Source organism: Bradyrhizobium jicamae, from assembly GCF_001440395.1.
In the GTDB taxonomy this organism is placed as follows: Bacteria; Pseudomonadota; Alphaproteobacteria; order Rhizobiales; family Xanthobacteraceae; genus Bradyrhizobium; species Bradyrhizobium jicamae.
On the sequence record NZ_LLXZ01000093.1, the window covers coordinates 22,265 to 44,200 of the forward strand.

The 21,936-nt window shown below is 63.3% G+C and carries 23 protein-coding genes and 1 pseudogene; 10 read left to right on the forward strand and 14 right to left on the reverse strand.

All coding sequences use genetic code 11. The annotated features are described in order from the left end of the window. Positions 1–26 precede the first annotated feature (26 nt). Positions 27–1,646 carry an ATP-binding protein gene (locus CQ12_RS14425; protein ID WP_057835965.1) on the reverse strand — a complete coding sequence of 540 codons (1,620 nt, stop codon included), beginning with the start codon at positions 1,644–1,646 and terminating at the stop codon, positions 27–29. A 125-nt stretch (positions 1,647–1,771) separates the two neighbouring features. Further along, complete coding sequence (locus CQ12_RS14430; RefSeq protein ID WP_057835966.1) at positions 1,772–3,034, reverse strand: phospholipid carrier-dependent glycosyltransferase; 1,263 nt, start codon at positions 3,032–3,034, stop codon at positions 1,772–1,774. A gap of 309 nt (positions 3,035–3,343) precedes the next feature. On the opposite strand from CQ12_RS14430, the gene CQ12_RS14435 reads away from it, so the two are divergent. Further along, the gene (locus CQ12_RS14435; RefSeq protein ID WP_245309920.1) at positions 3,344–4,006 is read left to right on the forward strand and encodes a FecR family protein; all 663 of its coding nucleotides are present in this window, start codon (positions 3,344–3,346) and stop codon (positions 4,004–4,006) included. Positions 4,007–4,008: 2 nt separating this feature from the next. Beyond that, complete coding sequence (locus CQ12_RS14440) at positions 4,009–5,139, forward strand: hypothetical protein (protein WP_057836045.1); 1,131 nt, start codon at positions 4,009–4,011, stop codon at positions 5,137–5,139. Between the two features lie 113 nt (positions 5,140–5,252). Here CQ12_RS14440 and CQ12_RS14445 read toward each other — a convergent pair whose 3' ends face one another. The 8 genes from CQ12_RS14445 to ggt form a co-directional block, all read right to left on the reverse strand. Continuing rightward, a complete protein-coding gene (locus CQ12_RS14445; protein WP_057835968.1) occupies positions 5,253–5,678 on the reverse strand; it encodes a VOC family protein in 426 nt (141 codons plus the stop codon). A 121-nt stretch (positions 5,679–5,799) separates the two neighbouring features. Continuing rightward, positions 5,800–6,537, reverse strand: coding sequence for an enoyl-CoA hydratase/isomerase family protein (locus CQ12_RS14450; protein ID WP_057835969.1), 738 nt, complete (start codon positions 6,535–6,537; stop codon positions 5,800–5,802). Between the two features lie 45 nt (positions 6,538–6,582). Then, entirely contained in the window at positions 6,583–7,107 is a 525-nt protein-coding gene (locus CQ12_RS14455) for a cupin domain-containing protein (protein ID WP_057835970.1), read from the reverse strand. Positions 7,108–7,299: 192 nt separating this feature from the next. After that, entirely contained in the window at positions 7,300–8,280 is a 981-nt protein-coding gene (locus tag CQ12_RS14460) for a D-2-hydroxyacid dehydrogenase family protein (protein ID WP_057835971.1), read from the reverse strand. A gap of 23 nt (positions 8,281–8,303) precedes the next feature. After that, on the reverse strand, positions 8,304–8,762 hold the full coding sequence (locus tag CQ12_RS14465; RefSeq protein ID WP_157088212.1) for an FKBP-type peptidyl-prolyl cis-trans isomerase: 459 nt from the start codon (positions 8,760–8,762) through the stop codon (positions 8,304–8,306). A gap of 66 nt (positions 8,763–8,828) precedes the next feature. Further along, positions 8,829–9,482 carry an NAD(P)/FAD-dependent oxidoreductase gene (locus CQ12_RS14470; RefSeq protein WP_430642207.1) on the reverse strand — a complete coding sequence of 218 codons (654 nt, stop codon included), beginning with the start codon at positions 9,480–9,482 and terminating at the stop codon, positions 8,829–8,831. Beyond that, positions 9,464–10,114 carry an NAD(P)/FAD-dependent oxidoreductase gene (locus CQ12_RS47430; protein ID WP_430642208.1) on the reverse strand — a complete coding sequence of 217 codons (651 nt, stop codon included), beginning with the start codon at positions 10,112–10,114 and terminating at the stop codon, positions 9,464–9,466. The genes CQ12_RS14470 and CQ12_RS47430 overlap by 19 nt, the downstream gene beginning before the upstream one ends. A 66-nt stretch (positions 10,115–10,180) precedes the next feature. Beyond that, positions 10,181–11,767, reverse strand: a complete 1,587-nt coding sequence (ggt, locus tag CQ12_RS14475) for a gamma-glutamyltransferase (RefSeq protein WP_057835973.1) — start codon at positions 11,765–11,767, stop codon at positions 10,181–10,183. A 194-nt stretch (positions 11,768–11,961) separates the two neighbouring features. Here ggt and trhO point away from each other — a divergent pair. Then, positions 11,962–12,707: pseudogene (gene trhO / locus CQ12_RS14480) on the forward strand (oxygen-dependent tRNA uridine(34) hydroxylase TrhO). Beyond that, positions 12,700–12,936 (forward strand): SlyX family protein, encoded by a 237-nt coding sequence (locus tag CQ12_RS14485; RefSeq protein ID WP_057835974.1) that lies wholly within the window; start codon positions 12,700–12,702, stop codon positions 12,934–12,936. The pseudogene trhO and the gene CQ12_RS14485 overlap by 8 nt, the downstream one beginning before the upstream one ends. An 80-nt stretch (positions 12,937–13,016) precedes the next feature. On the opposite strand, the gene CQ12_RS14490 is transcribed toward CQ12_RS14485, so the two are convergent. Beyond that, on the reverse strand, positions 13,017–13,238 hold the full coding sequence (locus tag CQ12_RS14490; RefSeq protein WP_057835975.1) for a hypothetical protein: 222 nt from the start codon (positions 13,236–13,238) through the stop codon (positions 13,017–13,019). A 134-nt stretch (positions 13,239–13,372) separates the two neighbouring features. Here CQ12_RS14490 and hemE point away from each other — a divergent pair, with 134 nt between their 5' ends. Further along, the gene (hemE, locus tag CQ12_RS14495) at positions 13,373–14,419 is read left to right on the forward strand and encodes a uroporphyrinogen decarboxylase (protein ID WP_198164145.1); all 1,047 of its coding nucleotides are present in this window, start codon (positions 13,373–13,375) and stop codon (positions 14,417–14,419) included. Positions 14,420–14,589: 170 nt separating this feature from the next. Here the strand turns inward: hemE and CQ12_RS14500 are convergent, their stop codons facing one another. The 3 genes from CQ12_RS14500 to CQ12_RS14510 form a co-directional block, all read right to left on the reverse strand. Then, positions 14,590–16,203: a GMC family oxidoreductase gene (locus tag CQ12_RS14500; RefSeq protein WP_057835977.1), complete on the reverse strand. Its 1,614-nt coding sequence runs from the start codon at positions 16,201–16,203 to the stop codon at positions 14,590–14,592. A 208-nt stretch (positions 16,204–16,411) separates the two neighbouring features. Beyond that, entirely contained in the window at positions 16,412–17,188 is a 777-nt protein-coding gene (locus tag CQ12_RS14505) for an enoyl-CoA hydratase (RefSeq protein ID WP_057835978.1), read from the reverse strand. After that, a complete protein-coding gene (locus CQ12_RS14510) occupies positions 17,185–17,625 on the reverse strand; it encodes a MarR family winged helix-turn-helix transcriptional regulator (RefSeq protein ID WP_057835979.1) in 441 nt (146 codons plus the stop codon). The genes CQ12_RS14505 and CQ12_RS14510 overlap by 4 nt, the downstream gene beginning before the upstream one ends. 207 nt (positions 17,626–17,832) lie before the next feature. Between CQ12_RS14510 and CQ12_RS14515 the strand changes: the two genes are divergently transcribed. The 5 genes from CQ12_RS14515 to CQ12_RS14535 are packed head-to-tail and all read left to right on the forward strand — an operon-like array spanning position 17,833 to position 21,930. Continuing rightward, positions 17,833–18,561, forward strand: a complete 729-nt coding sequence (locus CQ12_RS14515; RefSeq protein ID WP_057835980.1) for a GntR family transcriptional regulator — start codon at positions 17,833–17,835, stop codon at positions 18,559–18,561. A gap of 48 nt (positions 18,562–18,609) precedes the next feature. Continuing rightward, the gene (locus CQ12_RS14520; RefSeq protein WP_057835981.1) at positions 18,610–19,581 is read left to right on the forward strand and encodes an ABC transporter substrate-binding protein; all 972 of its coding nucleotides are present in this window, start codon (positions 18,610–18,612) and stop codon (positions 19,579–19,581) included. A 9-nt stretch (positions 19,582–19,590) separates the two neighbouring features. Beyond that, on the forward strand, positions 19,591–20,346 hold the full coding sequence (locus CQ12_RS14525) for an ABC transporter permease (protein ID WP_057835982.1): 756 nt from the start codon (positions 19,591–19,593) through the stop codon (positions 20,344–20,346). Next, entirely contained in the window at positions 20,325–21,122 is a 798-nt protein-coding gene (locus tag CQ12_RS14530) for an ABC transporter ATP-binding protein (protein ID WP_245309922.1), read from the forward strand. The genes CQ12_RS14525 and CQ12_RS14530 overlap by 22 nt, the downstream gene beginning before the upstream one ends. A gap of 7 nt (positions 21,123–21,129) precedes the next feature. Next, entirely contained in the window at positions 21,130–21,930 is an 801-nt protein-coding gene (locus tag CQ12_RS14535; RefSeq protein WP_057835984.1) for an ABC transporter permease, read from the forward strand. The last annotated feature ends 6 nt before the right edge of the window (positions 21,931–21,936 follow it).

The window sequence follows — 21,936 nt, forward strand, 5'->3', positions numbered from 1 at the left end:
AAGGCACGACACCCCGGCGCGTCGATCTACGACTTATCGAGGATTTCCCTGATCCGTGCCGCCAGCAAGGCCTGGGTGACCGGCTTCTGCAGCAGCGACACCCCGGGATCCAGGCGCCCCTGATGCACGATCGCATCCCGCGAGTAACCGGTCATGAACAGGACTCTCAGGCCGGCCTGCCGGTGATACAGTTGGTCGGCCAGTTCCCGGCCGTTGAGGCCGGGCATCACGATGTCGGTCAGCAACAGATCGATCCGGAACGGATTGGCATCGAACAGAGCGAGCGCGGCCGCGCCGTTCGCCGCCTCGCGAACCCGGTAGTTCAGGTCCTTCAGCGTCTCGACCAGATACGATCTCACATCGCACTCGTCCTCGACCACCAGGACGGTTTCGCTTCCCGAACTTCCGACCAGAGGGCCCTCGCCCTGTCCGGCGATCTCGGGTGCGGCAGCGGCACGGGGCAAGTAGATCCTGATTGCCGTTCCATGTCCGACCTCGCTGTAGATCTTGATCTCGCCGCCGGATTGCTTGACGAAACCGTAGACCTGACTCAATCCGAGGCCGGTGCCATGCCCCGGTTCCTTGGTCGTGAAGAACGGATCGAACGCCTTCTCCTGGACCTCCCGCGGCATTCCCGAGCCGGTATCGCTCACCGCGATCAGTACATACTCCCCCGCCGGCACGCCTGCGTTCCGCTGCACGCCCTCGTCGACAGAGATGTTCCTGGTCTCAATCGTCAGCTTGCCGCTTCCCGCCATCGCGCCCGAGATCTCGGCATTCATGGCGTCCTTGGCATTCACGACGAGATTGAGAATCGCCGCTTCCAGCTGGCTGGGATCGACCTCGACCTGCCAGAGGTCGACGCCGCCTGCGACTTCGAGGTCGATCGTCTCGCCTAACGTCCGCCTGAAGAAATCCGACATGCCCGCGATCAGCTGGTTGACGTTGGTCCGTTTCGGATCGAGCGGCTGCCGGCGCGCGAATGCGAGCAACCGCTGCGTCAACATCGCCGCGCGCTGCGCGCCGTTCGCGGCGTTGGCGATCACCCGCGTCAGCCGTTCGCGGGTGGCATCGCTCCACGAATGCAGGCAGCGATCGGCGATCTCGAGATTGCCGCTGATGATCGTGAGCAGATTGTTGAAATCGTGCGCCACGCCGCCGGTCAGGTGTCCGATTGCCTCCATTTTCTGCGACTGCCGCAACATGTCCTCGGCCTCCCGCCGATACATGCCTTCCTGTGCCAGGGCGATTTCAGCCGCCCGCAACTGCGACGGCGACGGCAACGCGAGCACCTTCGGCAGCAGTGGCCACAGCATCGCCGCTGTCACGATCGAGGCTGCAGCGGTCAGAGCCTTGACGATGCCTTCGAGGCCATAGACCGGATACCAGAGCGTGATGATCGACATCACATGGCCGACGCCGCACGCCATGATGAAGAGCGCGAATGCCCAGAAGACCCAGCCGAAGTCGACATCGCGGCGCTTCGAGACGAAGATCGACAGCGCGATCGGGATGGAGAAATACGCAGCCGCGATGATGACGTCAGAGGCGACATGGAGCCAGATCAGCTGGGGTTCCCACAGCAGGCATATTCCATGCGGCGCAAACATCGATGAATCGAGCAGACGTTCAAAGAAGGCCCACATGCCGTTCGCTCCTTTAAAGGGGATTCGAGCGACTCATACAGTGACGAATCTACGGCGAGCCCATGACCCGTACAAGTGGACTACTCGGGTAACCAATCGTTAAGCGTTCTGCGCCGACGACGGTCTCAAATCCAGTTCTGGAAGATCATCAGGCGACTGAACGTTGCCATCGACGTACCTATGAACGCGGCCGATATCGGCAACATTGCGGCGAAGCCGGCAAAACCGATTCCGACATACGCCCATAGCAGCCATGTCGGCGTGCTGCCGCGTTTCAAGGCATAGACCAGTGCAAGGCTCGCGGTGGTCGCCGCCGGAAGATAGTAATAGATGAAGCCGAGCGTTCGCGGCAGCAGGGCCCATGCGAGCAACGGGCCGAAATAGAATGCCAGCACCAGAAAGGCATCGAACCGCCGCGTCACGATCCAGTCGCGCAGGCAGATCGCGACCGCAATCAGCGCCGGCCACAGGATCAGCGGATTGCCGAGAAACACCACGGCCGCGATCCGGTCGTCGTCGACCTTGTCGAAGAGATACCAGACCGGGCGCACCAGGAACGGCCAGGACGGCCATGAGCTCATATAGGTGTGCCCCGCAATCGCGGTCGTGGTGTTATCGCTGAAGATCCGCCGTTGCGCTTCCAGGATGTTCGCGACCGATAATCCGTAAAGCGGAATGAAGGTTGCGAGATAGACCGCGGCCGGAACCAACAGGAAGCAGGCGGCGAAATGCCACCACCTGAAATCGGGCCACAGATCGGGCCGGTACCAGTCATCCGGCCGGGCATCGGCGAACAGGGTGCGCCAATTTTGCATCAGGCGGATCACCGCGACGATGACGATGCAGACCGCGAGCACGAACAGCCCGCTCCATTTGCTGCCGGCCGACAGGCCGAAGCCGATGCCGGCAAGCGCGAACCACAGATGCGGGCGCTCTCTTCGAAAGCCATGCATGAACGCGGCGATCGCGAACAGGCTGAAGGTGAGCGCGAAAATATCCAGCATCGCGATCCGCGATTGCACGAACAGCATCTGGTTGAAGAAGGCGAGCAGGCTCGCTGCGATCGCCGGCCCCTGCGCCGCGAACAGCGCGAGGCCACACAGATACACCGCGACGATCGCAAGCGATCCGAACAGCACGCCCGGATAGCGCCAGCCCAGCGGCCCGTCGCCGAACGCATGGATCGACAACGCGATGAAATGCTTGGCGAGCGGCGGATGCATCGGATTGAGCATCGGCTGTGGCATCACCGGCTCAAGCATCTGCCGCGCCGCCGGCACGTAATGCACTTCGTCGAAGTAAAACTTTTCCGGCGCGGTGACGCCGATCAGCATCGCGAAATGCGCAAGAACAAAAAGGGCGCCCGCGATGACGCCCGTGCGCATCATCGAACCCGGTGGAATGGAATGTGATTGAGTTGCTTGCTTCACGGGCGATCTGGCTGGGAATCAGGGACTATAAGAAATTGCGGCAAAATTGAGTGTGGCGACTCCAGATTTTTATGTCCATCGCATTGAACGCATTTCAATTTCGCAATCACTAACCGATCGGCGAGTAAGCCGCGCGAGTGATAATTCTGCCACATCGCATGCGCCCGCGGTCCGGTACGATGTCGGGATAAATCGATCGGTTTTTTTGAAATGAATTTCTGTAACTGCTTTGGTTCGCTATCTGCGATTGGCCTGGTAACTGCATTGATGGTTGCGCCCGCGTACGCGCAAACGCGCGTCGGCGAAGCAGCCGTCGTCAAGAATGAAGTGCTCCGCGTGGCCGGCCCTTCGACCACCCAGATCAAGGTTGGCGATGGGGTGCTGCGCGACGAGACGGTGCGCACCGGGATCGACAGCGCAACGCGGCTGGTGATGGCCGACAACACCAACCTCTCACTCGGCCCCAATGCGACCCTCAAGCTGGATCGTACCGTTTTCGACGACGAGCATCACTATCGCGAAGTCGCGATACGCATGACCTCGGGCGCGTTTCGCTTCGTCACCGGCCAATCGGACAAGGCCGCCTACAAGATCACGACGCCGCTGGCGACGATCGGCGTGCGCGGCACTACGCTCGATATCCTGTCGCAGCGCGGCCAGACCATCGTCAATCTGCGGGACGGCGCCGCTTCGGTCTGCACGGTCAGCTTCGAATGCATCCAGCTTACCCGGCCCGGCGACACCGCCATCATCACATCGAGCGGTGCCGGCGGCCGGTCGGCAATCAAGAAGACCAACACCCCGCCATGGACCTTTGCGGCGACCTGCGGCGCCGCGGCAGGGCTCTGCAGCACCACGCAATATGCGGATGCCGCTCCCGTCATCGTCGACGACGGCAGCGATCCCACCGGCATGCTGTGCGGGCGCTGACGATGGCAAATTTCTCGCGCCGGCTTCTGCTATCCGCAGCGCTGTTTCTTTCGCTGCTCGCGGCGCAATCATCGCCTGCGCGGGCACAGTCGCCTTCGCCTTCACCTACTCCGGTGGAGGAATGTACCGAGTGTTACCCGCCGACGCCAACGCCGAACCCCACTCCTTCGCCAAGCCCTTCGCCCTCACCGACTCCGAGTCCGTCGCCGACGCCAGGCGCCAACGCGCCGCCGTTGGCCACGCCCGGCTCGAGCGCCGGATCGATCAACGATCTCGCCGGGCAGCGCTTCAACCAGATGATCACCAACCGCGTGCTCGGCAACGTGCTGCTCGGGATCAACGAGCAGGTCAATTGCAACGACTGCATCAGCGCGTTCGGTTCGGCCGGTTCGTTCTCGGCCGGCATTCACGGCCGCAAGAACCTGACACCCAATCTGTCGCTGCTCGCCGGTATCGCCTACGCCCAGTTCAACGAGGGCGGCTATCACGTCACCAGCGCGCCGATCGGCGCGTTCGCGCTGCGTTACGATTTCGTCGACTGGGGATCGTCGCGGCCGTTCTTCGACGTCGGCAGCATCCTGTCGCCGTTCCAGAAGGTGCGCTACTCCCGCAGCTATTCGACCAGCCTCGGCGCGGTGTCGCTGGAGAGTTCGACATCGAGCGAGAACTACGCCGTCTACGGCCGCGCCGGCTGGATGAGCCGGTTTTCGCCGCGCGATGAAGCCGCGGCTTACGTCGAGGTCTGGCAGTTGTGGCAACGGGTCAAGGGCTACACCGACCCTGCGGCCGCGTATAATCCGTTCGATGCCTCGATCGCGACGGGCACCGACCGCACCAGCCTCGTCAAGATCGGCGGACAATGGACGCATCTGTTCGGCTCGAACGTCGAGGCCAACATCAACGGCGGGTGGGTGCAATCCTTCGGGAATCGATCCGGCATCGTCGCCAGCGTCACCGGCGACGGCACCATCGTGCCCACGATCGGCAATCAGGGCTGGTTCGAATATGGCGGCCGGCTCGGCTTCCGCATCACCAAGGGCTGGGTCGCCGACCTCTTCCTCAACGGCACCGCCGGCCCGCAGCCAATCGGCAACACGCTTCACGGCGGCGTGGGGCTGAGGATCAGTTATTAGAGGTGTGTAGGGTGGGCAAAGGCGCATTTGCGCCGTGCCCACCATCTGTCGTCAGGCGCGACCGTGAACGGTGGGCACGCTACGCTTTGCCCACCCTATAATCTGTCGATCGATCAGGCAGCGGCCGTCGTGGACTGGGTGGCAGCCGCCACATCCATCCACATCACCTCCCAGTGGTGACCATCCGGATCTTCAAAGCTGCGACCGTACATGAAGCCGTAATCCTGCTTCGGGCCCGGATCGGCGCCGCCGCCCGCGCCTTGCGCCTTTCCGACCATATCGTCCACCGCATCGCGGTTGTCGGCGGAAAGGCAGAGCAGCACCTGGCTGGTGGCCTTGGCGTCGGCGATCTTCTTCGAGGTGAACTGCCGGTACTTGTCGTGCGTCAGCAGCATCACGTAGATAGTTTCGGAAAAAACCATGCAGGACCCCGTGTCATCGGAGAATTGCGGGTTCTTTTCGCCGCCGATCGCAGAATAGAAGGCGGTCGAGCGGGCGAGATCGCTGACCGGCAGGTTGACGAAGATCATTTTGGCCATAGTCGGGTTCCTTTTTTGGGCGTTCGAGCCAAGGACGAGCGGACGGCGGCCGGTCCGACATCCGGATTCAAAATTATTTTGGACGTGCCGCAGGCTTGCGATCGCGGGGGAACCGGCGATCCTACTGGCCCTTGAAGTCGGGCTTGCGCTTTTCGGCGAACGCCTTGACGCCTTCCTTCAGGTCTTCGCTGTCCCTGATAACGTCGAGCAGCCGCCGCACCTCGGCAACCCCCTCCAGCGGCCCCTTTGGCATGGCGTCGCGGGCCAGTTTCTTCAGCGCCCGGACCACCAGCGGGGCGTTGGCGGCGATCTTTGCAGCCATCTCCTGCGCGAGTGCGACATGCTGTCCCTTTGGCGCGACCTTATTCACGAAACCGATCTGGTAAGCGCGCTCCGCCGACATTTCCTCGCCGACCAGCAGAAACTCCATCGCGATCTTGTGCGGCATCCGCGCCATCACCGAGGAAATGCCACCGGCCGTGGTGCCGATCTTGCCCTCCGGATAGATGAAGCGCGTCGTCTCCGATGCCACGCACATGTCGGCCATCTGCACCAGAACGAAGGCGCCGCCCACGACCCAACCGGATGTCGCGGCGATGACCGGCTTGTCGAGTTCGACGCCCAGTCCAGGCACGGCGTGCCACATGTTGACGGGGAGATCCCTGACGTCGGCGCCGACCGAGAAATATTTCTCTTCGGACGACGCCAGCACGGCAACGCGATCGTCGCTTGCGTGAAAGCGGAACCAGGCTTCGCGCAGTTCGTCACACAACGCATTATTGAGCGCGTTGTGCGCCGAGGCGCGATCCATGGTGATGGTGGCGACGTGGCCCGCGCTCTCGTAGCGAACAAGCTTCATGGGATTTCCCCCGCGGCATCCGCACGGCGGCGGCTTTTGTTGCTCTTACTTCTTCTCGGCGGGATCGCGGTGCACCGGATCGACCCACAGCACGGTCTCCGGTTTTTCCACCGGCTCGATGTCGAGGTTGATGGCGACAGCCTCGCCGTCAGAGCGCACCAGCACGCATTCCAGCACCTCGTCGCGGCTGGCGTTGATTTCCTGATGCGGCACGTAAGGCGGCACGAAGATGAAATCGCCGGGACCAGCTTCCGCGGTGAACTGCAGGTGCTCGCCCCAGCGCATCCGCGCCTTGCCCTTCACGACATAGATGATGCTTTCGAGATGGCCGTGATGATGCGCGCCGGTCTTGGCGTCGGGCCGGATCGTCACGGTGCCCGCCCATAATTTCTGCGCGCCGACGCGGGCGAAATTGATCGCGGCCTTGCGGTCCATGCCGGCGGTCGAGGGCACGTTGGGATCGAGCTGATTGCCGGGAATGACGCGGACACCGTCATGCTTCCAGCGCTCGGCATCGCCATGCGAATGATCGTGATCGTGGGGATGGGTGTGATCGTGAGTGCCGCTCATCTTGTTGCTTTCTCAATGGTCTGATTGACGAACGCTACATAAAACCGCGACGGCAAACCAGCCAAATCGGGGAACTTTTGCGTCTCTTTCGTCATGGCCGGGCTTGTCCCGGCCATCCACGTCTTAGCTCAGCGAAACAAAAGGACGTGGATGCCCGGGACAAGCCCGGGCATGACGCGGATAGATATCGCGTCACCGCCGCTTTTGCATCACATCCGGATTGACCACATTCGTCGGCGTGCCCGCCGCATAAGCGACGATCTGATCGAAGATATCTGTGAACTGGATTTCGTATTCGTCGCGCGAGACGTAGCCGAGATGTGGGGTGCAGACCACGTTGTCCATGGTCAGCAAGGGATCGCTGACGTCGCGCAGCGGTTCCTTTTCGTAGACGTCGATCGCCGCCATGCCGGGACGCCCGGCGCGCAGCGCATTGACCAGCGCGTTCGGCTCGATCAGCGGCGCGCGGCTGGTGTTGACCAGCAGTGCCGTCGGCTTCATGCGCGCGAGATCTTCGGCCTTGACGATGCCGCGCGTGGCTTCGACCAGGCGCATGTGCAGCGAGAGCACGTCGCAGCGCTCGAAGAAATCAGCCTTGCTGGCGGCGGTCGCGTATCCGTCGGCCCTGGCCTTCGCCATCGCCGGTTCGCGCGCCCATACCAGCACATTCATGCCGAACGCCTTGCCGTAGCCGGCGACGACGGCGCCGATCCGCCCGTAACCATAGATGCCCAGCGTCTTGCCGCGCAGCGTGTGGCCGACGCCGATCTGCCATTTGCCGGCCTTCAGCGCCGCCATCTGCTGCGGAATGGCGCGCATCGCCGCCAGGATCAGGCCCCAGGTGAATTCAGAGGTGGCAAAGGACGGCGTGTCGGCATGCTGGCTCGACGACACAATAATGCCGAGCCGGGTGCAGGTATCGATGTCGATATGCGGATAGACGCTGCGCTGGCTGATCAGCTTCAGTTTCGACAGCCGCTCCAACAGCGGCGTGCGGATCTGCGTCCGCTCGCGGATCAGGACCAGCGCTTCGGTATCCTTCAAGCGGTCTACCAGCGCGTCGACGTCCTGGACGTGATCGTTCCAGATGGTGACGTCGTGTCCGGCCAGCTTACGGAAGCAATCGAGAGTGCGCACCGTGTCGAAATAATCATCGAGGATCGAGACCTTCACGATGCGCCTCCCCTGCTTGCGCGTTACTTCACCGCCAGCAATTCGACGTCGAACATCAGCGTCGCGTTCGGCGGAATGACGCCGCCGGCGCCACGCGCGCCGTAGCCGAGCGCGGGCGGAATGATCAGCGTGCGCTTGCCGCCGACCTTCATCGAGGCGACGCCCTCATCCCAACCGCCGATCACCTGGCGCTGGCCGATCTTGAACTCGAACGGCTCGTTACGGTCGACGGAGGAATCGAACTTCTTGCCCTTCTGGCCGTTCTCGTAGAGCCAGCCGGTATAGTGCATGACGCAGGTCTGGCCGGTCTTCGGCGAGGCGCCGGTGCCTTCCTTGCTGTCGATGATCTGCAAGCCTGAAGCTGTGGTCATGGGTTTTCCTGCGGTCTGGGCCGATGCCAACCTGATGGCAACGGGCGTGGAAACTGCCGCTGCGGCGGCGGCACATGCGGTCCGGATAATCGTGCGTCGGGAGAAGCGCATCTCAGCATACCTCGTTCGAGAGACCGCCGTCTCTAGCGCAGAGCCGGCGGTTTCCCTAGCCATTTTTCAGCGGCCAGCCATGCTGTCATCGCGATCGATGGCGAAATCGCGCAGCAGCGGCGAGGTTCTTCCGGCGATCAGATCGCCGATCAATCGTGCGGCGAGGAAACTGAACGTGATGCCGTTGCCGCCATAGCCATAGGCCGCATAGATGCCCTCGGCGCCGGGGACCGGACCGACCAGCGGCAATCCGTCATGCGTGGTACCGAACGTGCCCGCCCAGCGGAATTCGATGTCGGTCTTTGCCGTCGGCCAGAGCGCTGCGAGCCTTCGCGCGAGAATGCCTGATTTTTCCGAAATCAGACGATCGCGCGCCTCCGGCTCGACAATCTCCGCGCTGTCCTCACCGCCGATGATGATGCGTCCCGCCCGCGTCGTTCGCGCATAGAGATAATCCTTCGCATCCTCCCAGATCAGCGTGCCGTGGTTCCAGACGCTATCCGGCTGCGGCACGGTCGCGATCGCCCAGCTCGACGACACCGCATGTACGGAGGACTGCACGATGTCAGGCATGACATACCCGGTGGCAAGAATGACGGATCGCGCCTCGATCTCGCGATCATTACCAAGACGGACATTGACCATGCGCCCGGCGGCATCGAACGCGACGGCCTCTGCCTCGAACAGCCGCGCGCCGCGCCCTATCGCAGCCTCAAGCATCCCGTGCGCCACACGGGATCGGCATCGGCCGCCCCCGATGAAACGAGCGCGCCGGCACGCACAATGCCAAAACTGTCGCGCAGCCTGCCGTGGTCCAAAAACTCGCCCGGCAAACCGGCGCGCATTCGCCAGCGGTGCTCCTCCATCAGGTCGGTGCTGCTCTCTCCTGCCGCGAGATAGAGCGAATTCTTGTCCCGCATGCCGCAGACAATGCCGAGCTCGGCCACCAGCGATTTCAGGCCGGCGACGGCCTCAAGGCTGGCGCGATAGACCCGCGCCGCACGCTCGAAGCCGTAGGCCTTGCTCAGGTCGCTCAGCGGCTGGTCGATTTCCCACAGCAGCATCGAAGTAGAGGCCGCGGTGCTGCCCCGGCCGGGCAGTTCGCGATCGATGATCACGACGTCCAGACCCTGGCGCGTCAGGCGTTCGGCGACCATCGAGCCGGTGATGCCGGCGCCGACGACCAGCGCATCGCATGTGAGATTTTCGCTGAGTTCAAGACGCGCGTGCTGTCCCGGCTTCGCAAACCAGGGCGAATGCCCACCGTGCAGATCGGCCTGATCGAAATCCTCGGGATCGAGTGAGCTGATGACCGCCCCCTGAAAACAGGCGGCCATCTCCTGCAAGAACAACGGCCCGCCGCACCGTCCTAACGAATGCGGCGGCCTGCGGTTCCGGCGACGAGGATCGCGCGGGGCTCAGTAGCCCAGCGCGCAACCGTCTTTGCGGGGATCGGAGCCGCCGGTCAGCGTGCCCTTCTCCCAGTCGATCCAGATCGCCTGGCCACCGCCGAGCGGTCCGACCACGCTGGTGGTCTTGTGACCGATCTTCTTCAGGCCCTCGACGATCTCGGCCGGCACGCTGTCCTCGAGCTGATAGACGCCCTCATAATGCAGGCCGCGCGGCATATCGATGGCTTCCTGAACGTCGCAGCCATAGTCGAGCATGTTGGTCAGCACATGGGTCTGGCCGACCGGCTGATACTGACCGCCCATCACGCCGAACGGCATCACCGCACGGCCGTTCTTCGTGACAAGCGACGGAATGATGGTGTGCAGCGGCCGCTTGCCCGGCGCGATGCAATTGGGATGGCCGGGCTGAATCCGGAAACCGCCGGCGCGGTTCTGCAAGAGGATGCCGGTCTTGTTGGACACGATCGCCGAGCCGAACGAATGCGCGATCGAGTTGATGAACGAGCAGACGTTGCGGTCCTTGTCTACGACGGTGATGTAGACGGTCGACGGATTCATCGGCGGCGCGACGTTCGGCAGGTCGAGCAGCCGGTCCATCTTGATGTTCTTGATGTGCTCCTCGGCGAACTCCTTGGCGAGGATGCCGGCGACGTCGACATGAACCTGCTGGGGATCGCCGATATACTGCTCGCGCATCATGTAGGCGATGCGCGCGGCCTCGGCCTCCAGATGGAAGCGCTCGATGCTGAGCGGTGCGAACTTCGTCAGGTCGAAGCGGGAAAGGATGTTCAGCATCACCAGCATGGTGATGCCAGGGCCGTTCGGCGGGCACTGCCAGACGTCGTGGCCCTTGTACATCGTGCCGATCGGCGCCGTCGTCTCGGTCGAATGCGCGGCGAAATCTTCCAGCGTATGCAGGCCACCGATGCCGCGCAGGGTATCCACCATGTCGGCGGCGATCTCCCCGCTATAGAACGCATCGCGGCCGTTCTTGGCGATGGCGCGCAGCGTCTTGCCGAGCTCAGGCTGGCGGATCACATCACCGGCCACCGCGGGCTTGCCGTGCGGCAGCAGATAGCGCTCGGTATTGGTGCCGTTCTTCAGCTTCTCGAACTGGTTCTTCCAGTCGAAGGCGATGCGCGGGGCAACGACGTAGCCTTCCTCAGCGGCCTTGATGGCGGGCTGCAGCAGGGTGTCGAGCCCCATCTTGCCGTGATCGCGCAAAATCGTATCCCAGGCGTCGATCGCGCCGGGAATGCTCACCGAATGGGCCGAGGTCAGCGGCACCGAATGGATCTTGCGCTCCAGGTACCATTCGGCCGTGGCGGCCATCGGCGCGCGGCCGGAGCCGTTATAGGCGACGATCTTGCCCTCGCCCTTTGGCTGGATCAGCGCAAAGCAGTCGCCGCCGATGCCGGTCGATTGCGGCTCGATGACGCCGAGCAGCGCGCAGGCCGCGACCGCAGCGTCTGCCGCCGTGCCGCCGGCGCGCATCACGTCGATGGCGACCAGCGCGGCGTCCGGATGCGACGTCGCCACCATCGCGTTCTGGGCATGGACCGTCGAGCGGCCGGCGAAATGGAAATTCCTCATCGCGAGTGCTTTCTTTTCAGGCGTTTCTTGAGCATCCCGCGGGAGCTTTGGGGCGGGTTTACAGACGGTTCTTTGACATATTCATCCCCGGCAGGGCAATGGTTGGCATGCCAGCGCGGCGTCGGGGCCAATGTGCGGAATATGCAGGGCTTTACGGGGTTTCCCCTGTCCGGCCCGCCTGATAAACGGTCGCCATGCCGTTCAAGGTCGCCGCCTTCTATCAATTCGCCGCGCTGCCGGACTTCCGGGAGCTGCGCGAGCCGCTGCGTGCGATATGCGCCGGCCTCGCGATCAAGGGCAGCGTGCTGCTGGCGCAAGAGGGCATCAACGGCACGGTTGCGGGCAGCGACGAGGGCATCGATGCGTTCGTCCAGGAGTTGCAGCACGGCGCCCTTTTCGGCGGCCGGCTCGGCAATCTCGAACTCAAGTTTTCGGGCGCTTCCGAGATGCCGTTCCAGCGGTTGAAGATCCGGCTGAAGAAGGAAATCGTTACGCTTGGAGACGCAACCGTCGACCCGACACGACAGGTCGGTACCTATATCGAGCCGTCGGAGTGGAACGACCTGATCGCCGCTCCCGACACGCTGGTGATCGACACCCGCAACGCCTTCGAGGTGGCGATGGGACGTTCGAGGGCGCCGTCGATCCCGGCATCGAGAGCTTCGGGCAGTTCAAGGATTTCGCCAAGGAGAAACTCGACCCGGCAAAGCACAAGAAGATCGCTATGTTCTGCACCGGAGGCATCCGCTGCGAGAAGGCCAGCGCCTATCTCCTGGCGCGCGGATTTTCCGAGGTCTATCACCTCAAGGGCGGAATTCTCCGCTACCTCGAAGGGGTGCCGGAACACGAGAGCCGCTGGCGCGGCGAATGTTTCGTGTTCGACGAACGCGTGGCGCTGGGCCACGGCCTGCGGGAGCGCCGCGATGGCTCGCATGAGTGAAGTCGATAAGTTGAGCGATCGCATCGACAGCTTGAACGATCGCATCGATTCGATGGAGATGCGGCTGACCTATCAGGACGTAACCATCGAAACATTGAACCAAACGGTCACGACGCAGTGGACCGAGATCGACAGGCTGACGCGGAAGGGCGCAGAACTGAAAGAGCGCTTGCAAGAAGCCGAGAACAACATGCCGGGCCCAACAAACGAACGGCCTCCGCACTACTAGGGCTCGACCAAACAAGAGCGGCTCCTTTCGAAGGAGCCGCCTCGCCGCACGACCATGCGCGGATAGAAGTAGGGACTGCGCTAACGGAACACCGCGAGGACCTTGTTCCAGAGTGACGGGTTCTCTTGTTCGCGATCGACTTTCGACGGCGCCGGCTGCGCCGCACTCACAGGGTCGGATGCCGGGAACGTGTCGACCAGACCGGCCTCGAGCTTTTCGTGGGTTTCCCGATCAGCCTTCTGCGCTTCGCGGGGATCTTCGGCGTGCTTGTCATGTGCCGCAGGATTGAATTTCTCAGCCATAGGTACCTCCATGGCTGAGATAACGGCTCTGTTTTGCGCAGGTTCCTCGCGTGCGCCCTGCATCGCTTCTTGGCCAATCGGGAACCTGCGTGTATCAGAGGCGCCATAGCAGGCTTGCCGCAGGAACCTTCGTTTTGTCCCAGAAACCCGCCGTGAAACCTTTTCTCGAAGTACTGTCCGGCCGCAGGCAGCCAGTACCGCCGGTCTGGATGATGCGGCAGGCCGGCCGCTATCTGCCCGAATATCGCGAATTGCGGGCGAAGGCGGGCGGCTTCCTCGATCTGTGCTTCACACCGGAATATGCCGCCGAAGTGACGCTGCAGCCGATCCGCCGCTTCAACTTCGACGCCGCGATCATCTTCTCTGACATTCTCGTCATCCCCTACGCGCTCGGCCGCTCGGTGCGCTTCGAGGCCGGCGAAGGTCCGCGGCTCGACCCGCTGGATACGCCGGAGCAAGTAGCAACACTCGCGCGGCATGCCGATTTCGGAAAACTCGAGCCGGTCTATGAAGCGCTGCGCCGCGTGCAGCGCGAGCTTGCGCCCGACATCGCATTGATCGGCTTCTGCGGCGCGCCGTGGACCGTCGCGACCTACATGGTCGCTGGACAAGGTACGCCGGACCAGGCGCCGGCGCGGATGATGGCCTATCGCCATCCCGAAGCGTTCGCTGAAATCATCGACGTGCTGGTGGAGAATTCGATCCAGTATCTGCTCGGCCAACTCAAGGCCGGCGCCGATTGCCTGCAGATCTTCGACACCTGGGCCGGCGTATTGCCTCCGCGCGAATTTCAGCGCTGGTCGATCGAACCCGTGCAGCGCATCGTCGCCGGCGTGCGCGCGCAAGCGCCCGATGCGAAGATCATTGGCTTTCCCCGCGGCGCCGGCGCGCTCCTGCCGGCCTATGTCGAAGCGACCGGCGTCAACGCCGTCAGCATCGATTGGGCGGCCGAGCCTTCCATGATCCGCGAGCGCGTGCAGAACCGTGTTGCCGTGCAAGGCAATCTCGATCCGCTGGTGCTGATCGCAGGCGGTGCGGCGCTCGACCGCGCCGTCGACGACGTGCTGGCGAACTATGCGCAGGGGCGGCTGATCTTCAACCTCGGCCACGGCATCCAGCCGGAAACCCCGATCGCGCATGTCGAGCAGATGATCAAGCGGGTGCGGGAGTATAAGGGGTAGGCCGATAGCTCCCTCGCCCCGCTCTTGCGGGGTCGAGACGAGCGAAGCTCGCTCTTAGAGGGTTGGGGTGAGGGGCTCTCTCCACAAGGTGGTGCGAGTTGATGGCCCGGTACCCCCTCACCCGGCGCTTCGCGCCGACCTCTCCCCGCAAGCGGGGCGAGGTTTAGAGCCTACCGCGCATCCTCCAGAACCATGTCGGACGCCTTCTCGGCGATCATGATCGTCGGCGCGTTGGTATTGCCCGACATCAGATCCGGCATGATCGACGCATCGACCACGCGCAACCCGTCGATGCCGCGCACGCGCAGCCGCTGGTCGACGACCGCGAGCGCATCGCTGCCCATGCGACAGGTCGAGGTCGGGTGATAGACCGTGCTGCCGGTGCGGCGGCAGAAATCGAGCAACTCGTCGTCGCTCTGCACTTTCGGACCGGGATCGACTTCACCAACCGCATAGGCCTTCAACGCGGGCGCGGCGAGGATCTTGCGCAGGATGCGGATGCCGTCGATAAAGGCGCGGCGGTCGGTCTCGGTCGCGAGATAATTGATGCGGATTTCCGGCGGCACCGCGGGGTCGGCGCTCTTGATGCGGAGCGAGCCGCGGCTTTCGGGACGCAACTGGCAGACGGAAGCGGTGAAGCCGGAAAGCGCGTGAAGTTTCTCGCCCATCTTGTCGGTCGAGAACGGCAGGAAGTGGATCTGGATATCGGGCGAGGCCAGCCGCGGACTGGTCTTGAAGAACGCTCCTGACGTACCGGCAGCAATCGTCAGCGGCCCCTTGCGCAGGGCCGCATACTGAATGCCCGCCATCATCTTGCGGATCGGATGATTGACCACGTCGTTCAGCGTCACCTTTTGCGCACAGCGCGTGATCAGGCGCACCTGCATATGGTCCTGCAGATCGCTGCCGACGCCGGGCGCATCCAGCACGATATCGATTCCGTGCTGCTTCAACAGATCGGCCGGTCCGACACCGGAGAGCTGCAGCAATTGCGGCGAGTTGTACGCACCGCTGGAGACAAGGATTTCCTTGCGTGCCCGCGCCGTGCGTACGCGGCCATCCTGCTTGTATTCGACCGCCTTCGCGCGTCGTCCTTCGAACAGAATGCGCTGCGCCAGCGCTGACGTTTCGACGTGGAGGTTCGGCCGCTTCCTGGCGGGACGGAGATAGGAGAATGCAGAGCTGGCGCGGCGCCCGCTTCTTGTCGTGGTCTGGAAGAACCCCGCCCCTTCCTGCGTGGCGCCGTTGAAATCGGGATTGGTCGGAATGCCGGTCTCCGCGGCGGCAACGACAAAGGCCTCCGACAACGGATCGTGATGCCGCCAGTCGGATACCGGAAGCGGGCCGCCGCTGCCGTGATACTCGTCCGCACCGCGCTGCTGGTTCTCCGCCTTCTTGAAATAGGGCAACACGTCGTCATAGCCCCAGCCGGCATTGCCGCGCTGGCGCCAGCGATCGTAATCTTCATGCTGGCCGCGCACATAGAGCAGGCCGTTGATTGAGCTGGAGCCGCCGAGAACTTTTCCACGCGGCTGGAACACCTGACGCCCGTTCAGGCCCGGTTCCGGCTCGGTCTGGTACATCCAGTTGACGGATTTTTCCTTGAACAGTTTTCCGTAGCCGAGCGGGACATGGATCCAGAGATTGGCATCCTTCGGTCCGGCCTCCAGCAGCAACACGGAATGTTTGCCGTCGGCACTCAGGCGATTGGCAAGCACGCATCCGGCCGAACCGGCGCCGACTATGACGTAATCGAATTCGGAAGCTTCATTGTTCTTGTTCATTTTGTTCCCCGCAGGCGGACAGAAGAGGTAGCGGGGCTGCCACAGGCGGTCAATTCCCTCCCGGTCGCAGGCGTGGAATTAGACGACTTCCAATCATCGCGGCGGCACCCTCACCGGATAATCTGCCGCATCCCGGAATGACGACATGCTCGCTTCGTCATCCCGGGACGCATTTTCGAACCGCGGATGATTGCCGCAATTCGTCCGACTAGCTCGCGGCGAGTTTCAGAAAGTCCGGCGGCCGGCGCTCGGCGAAGGCTACGAAGGCCTCTCGCGCCTCGGCGGTCTTCAGGCGGGCCGCGAACTGCTCGCTCTCCACCTTGATCTGCGCCATCAGAACTTCCGGATTGCGCATCAGCCGCTTGGTGGTGCTGACGGCGCCGGCCGGCTGTTTCGCCAGTCTCGATGCGAATGCCCTCGCCTCGGCATCGAGCTTGTCCAGCGGCACCACGCGGTTGGCGAGCCCCCACGTGAATGCGGATTTGGCGTCGACGGGTTCGCCGAGCGCGAACATCTCAAAGGCGCGGGCATAGCCGATGCGAAGCGGCATCAAGATGCTGGAAGAGGCTTCCGGCACCAGCGCCAGATTGACGAACGGCGTCGACAGCAGCGCATTCTCGGCCAGCACGACCAGATCGCAATGCAGCAGCATGGTGGTGCCGATGCCGACGGCGCGCCCCTGAACGGCCGCAACCAGCGGGCGGCTCGAATGTGCGAGCGACTGCAGAAAGCGGCCGACATGCCGCTCGCCCTGGACGGCGCCGGTCGCAATCGCGGCGAACTCGCCGACGTCATTGCCGGCGGTGAACATGTCGCCCTCACCCCGGATCAGCAGCACGCGGACGGACGAATCCGTCTCGGCGGCCTGGATCGCATCAGCCAGCGCGCCATACATCGCATTCGTCAGCGCGTTCTTCTTGTCGGGACGGGCCATCGTCAGCGTCAGGACCCCGTCGCTCTTCTCGATCTTGATATGCTCGGTCATTCGTCTTCTCCTCTGGGAAATCTCGTTTGCATCGTGGTGAGCCAGCGCGCGACGACATCGATCTCGGCGTCGGTAAATCCGTCCGTGAGGCGCGCATTGACCTCGACGAGTCCGGCTTTCGACTCCGCGATCGCATCTCGGCCGGCCGGTGTCAGCCACAGACGCCAAGCGCGCCCGTCATCCGGATCGGCGCGCCGCCTGATCAGGTTTGCCGCCGTCATCCGGTCCACCAGGCCGCTGATACCGGGCGGTCCGAGATCGAGCGCCGCGCCGGCCTCGCCCATCAGCACGCCGTCGCGCTGGCCCAGAATGAACAGCAGACCGGCCTGCGTGGCGGTCACGGCGCTGTTCTGCCGCTGCGCCGCCATCCAGCGCTGCAGGCGGCGCTGCGCGACGGTGAGCAGGAACACCAGCCGATGCTCGCGACGGGGCCTCATCTCGGCGAGTTCGATTTATTTCGCATGCGAACTATCTAGGTGAATGCCCGGAGATTGTCACGATGATTTTGCGCCGGTGCCGTGAGAATTCAGAGACCAATCCGCATGAGGCGAGACCATCGAGGAAACCGCAGCTTGAACAGCAGCTTATTGAAAAAATCGATTTTCGATTGACGATCTCGCCTTGCCTCGCCAATCTGCGCCGCCATGAGCAGTATCGGGTTGAGTTTTGGCGAGCGCCTTGCCGACGAGCGGCCGCGAAGCCTGACGTCCGCCGTTCAGGAGCGGCTGCGCGCGGACATTCTCTCGACCCGCCTCTTGCCCGGCCAGAAGCTCCATATCGCCGGTCTCGCCAAACAGTTTTCGGTCAGTCTCGCCGCGGTGCGCGAGGCGCTGTCGCGACTGGTCGCGGACGGGCTGGTGCAGGCGTCCGACCAGCGCGGCTTTCGCGTCAGCCCGGTATCATCAGCGGACCTGCGCGACGTGACGCAAACCCGCGTCGACATCGAGGGACTGGCGCTGCGCCGCTCGATCGAGCGCGGCGACGCGGCCTGGCTTGCATCGGTGGAGAAATCGTTTGCGGCACTCTGCGCCGTTCCCCACACCTATCCTGATGATCCGACGCATCACTATGAGGAATGGGTGGTGCGGCACCACGTCTTCCACCGCACGCTGGTGATTGCCTGCGGCTCGCAATGGCTGCTGGGCTTTCGCGATGTGCTGCACGAGCAGAGCGAGCGCTATCGAAGGCTCGCGATCCGGCGCAACAGCGAAAAAACCCGCAACGTCGAGGCCGAACACGCCGCCATCGTACGGGCCACCCTCAAGCGTGATGCCGATGCCGCCGTTGCGGCGCTCTCGGAGCATTTCATGACGACCATGCATCTCGTCGAGCTTGCCGCCCCGAAAATTTCAGGAGGTGGCGACACCGCCTGATCGACCGCTCGAAGACCAAATCAAGAAAAGCAAAAGGGAAACGTCACAATGAAGATCACGCGACGCCACATACTGACAACGATATCAGCCGCCACCGTGCTTGGCACATCAGTCATGGCGCAGGCCGCCGATACCGTTCGCATCGGGCTTCCGACAAAAACCTACTGGCCGACCACGATCGCGGAAACCGCGGTACGCCAAAAACTGTTCGAGAAGGAAGGCATCAAGGCGGAGCTGACGATCTATCGCGGCGGCGCCGAGACGTTCGAGGCGATGGCGGCGGGCGCCGCCGACGTCATTCTCGACGCCACCTCGCTGGTCTCGGCCGGGCGCAAGAAAGGCGTGAACTCCAAGGTGCTCGCGAATGCCGCCATGGGCTATTATGGCTGGCAGTTGATGACGCTTTCGAAATCGACGCTCGGCGTCAACGATCTGAAAGGCAAGAAGGTCGCGATCACCTCCGCCGGCTCCGGCTCCGATCTGCTGGCGCTGTGGACCCAGCAGGACAAGAAGATCGAATTCACCCGTGTGCCCGTCGGCGGCGGCGGCCTGGTACCGAACCTGCTTGCCGGCAATGTCGATGCGGCCGTGGTCTATTCGCCGCTGAGCTTCCAGATCTCCAAATCGGGCGAAGCGCGCACCATCCTCGACTTCTCCAAGGAAGTGCCGCCGAACCTCGCCGCGGGGTGGATCGCGCTCGACAAATACGTGCAGGACAAGCCGCAACTGGTGCAGAAGTCGCTGAACGCACTCTACGGCGCGCTGATGTTCATGCGCGCCAACAAGGACGCTTCCGTCAAGCTGATCACCGAGCTCTATGAGATTCCCGCCGAGATCGCGGCGCTGGAATATGAGAACACGATTCTGAAGCTTGAAACCGACGGCAGCATGGATGGGCCGAAGATCACGGAGCAGCTTCAGCTCGCGCTCGACATGGCCAAGGCCGGCGGCATGAAGGACCTCGGGCCGGCGGCGGAGATCATCTCGACGCAGTTCAAACCGGTTCCGACCAAGTTCTGAGGCCTGCGCATGCAAAGCGGGCTAGGCGTAAAGGCGGCGCGGGTCGCCATCGTGGTGGCGCTGTTCGCGATATGGGAGATCCTGTCGCGGACTGGCATCGTCAATCCGCGCCTGCTCCCATCCGCCTCCGACACGCTCGTCACGCTGGGCGACCTGCTGCAGCGGGCGAGTGTGCGGAAGGACCTCGTGGTCACCGCCAGCGAGGTGGCGACGGCCTTCGCGCTCGCCGTTCCCGTCGGCGCGCTGATCGGCTTCCTGATCGCGGAGAACCGCTATTTTGCCGAGGTGGCAAAACCCCTGCTGTTCTTCGCCTTCAGCATCCCGAAATCGATCTTCCTGCCGATGTTCATCCTGGTGTTCGGGGTCGGCTTTTCGCAGAAGGTCGGGTTCGGCTTCTTCTCGACCATCTTCATCGTGATCATGTCGACCACGACGGCGGTGGAGTCGGTCAAGGTCGAGCATCTCACCGTAGCCCGCTCCTATGGCGCGACGCCGATGCAGACCGCATTTCGCGTCTACCTGCCGAGCATGCTCCCGGTTTTGCTCGAAGCGCTGCGGATCTCGATGATCTTCAATCTCACCGGCGTCATCCTCGCCGAAATGTACGCCTCACGCGACGGCATCGGCCATCAGATCGCGACCTGGGGCGAGAACTTTCAGATGAAGCAGTTGCTGGCCGGCGTGGTGATGATCGCCGTGATCGCGATCGCCTTCAATGAACTGGTCAGATGGGTGGAAACACGATGCAGCCATTGGCGAACATAACCCCGCTGAAGCCGGCCGGCGCGATCGAGGTTCGTAACGTCGGCCAGATCTTCAAGACCACGACGCAGGATGTCGTCGCTCTCGATAATGTATCGCTGGACGTCAAACCCGGCCGCTTCGTCGTTCTGGTCGGCCCGAGCGGCTGCGGCAAGTCCACGCTTTTGATGATGATGGCCGGCCTGCGCCAGCAGACCTCGGGCACCATCACCATCTCAGGCGCACCGATCCCCGAACCCGATCCCAATCGCGTCGGCGTGGTGTTTCAGGAGGCGAGCCTGTTTCCCTGGCTGACAGCGGAAGAGAACGTCGAATTTCCGCTGGCGCTGCGCCGCGTCAAAAAAGACGAACGCCGCGCCAAGGCGCAAGATGCCCTCAAGCTCGTGGGCCTCGATGGCTTCGGCAAGCGCCATCCGCACGAACTGTCCGGCGGCATGAAGCAGCGCGTCTCGATCGCCCGCGGCCTGGTGCAGGACCCGCCGGTGCTGCTGATGGACGAGCCGTTCGCGGCCCTCGACGAACAGACCCGCATGACCATGGGCGACGAACTGCTGCGCATCTGGGCCGCGACCGGCAAGACGGTCGTGTTCGTCACCCACAGCCTGACGGAGGCGGTCTATCTCGCCGACGAGGTGATCGTGATGTCGCCGCGCCCTGGCCGCATCGTCGACCATCTGCAGGTCTCGCTGCCGCGGCCGCGCACCTATGAGATGCTGAGCGGCGACGCCTTCGGCAGCCTGCGCGATCGCATCTGGCGTCATATCCGCAAATCGGCGTGAGGCGAACATGAGTGCGGCAACGCTACGCAGATTGATCGTGATAGTCCTGATCGCGCTGTGGGAAATCCTGCCGCGCGCAGGCCTCATTCCGGAATTGTTCCTGCCCTCGCTGTCCTCGACGCTGGCGGCCGGATGGAACGAGGCCGGCGAATACGGCCACGCCCTGGCCGTGACGCTCTACGAGGTCGCGATCTCGATGGCGTTCGCCTGCGGCGGCGGCATCCTGCTCGGCGCCATCGTCGGCAGCCTGCCGCGGCCGCGCATCCTGATCATGCCGATGGTCTCGAGCCTCTATGCGGTGCCGCTGGTCATCCTCTATCCCGTCTTCACGGTGTGGCTTGGCATCGGCTCGGAATCCAAGATCGCCTTCGCCTCGATCTACGGCTTCCTGCCGACGATGCTGGCGACCGCCGCAGGCATTCAGACGATCGATCCGCAATTGCTGCTGGCTGCGCGCAGCATGGGCGCGACGCTGAGCCAGCGGCTGGTTCGGGTGATTATCCCCGCGGCTATCCCGACCGTGCTGTCGGGCCTGCGCGTCGGCGGTGCGCTGGTGATCGTCGGCGTCGTGGTATCGGAAATGCTGATTTCGTCTGCCGGCATCGGCTATCTGATCTCGCGCTACCGCACCATTCTCGACAGTCCGCATGTGTTCGCCGGCGTGCTGCTGGTTCTGGCGATGGCGATCGCCTTCAACGCCGCGATCAAATGGATCGAGCGGAAGGCCGCGATCTGGCAGACCGGCACGCGTGCCGGACAAACAGCAGCAGAAGAAATCGCGCCCTCGACGCTGCAGCCAGCGACCTGACGGAGG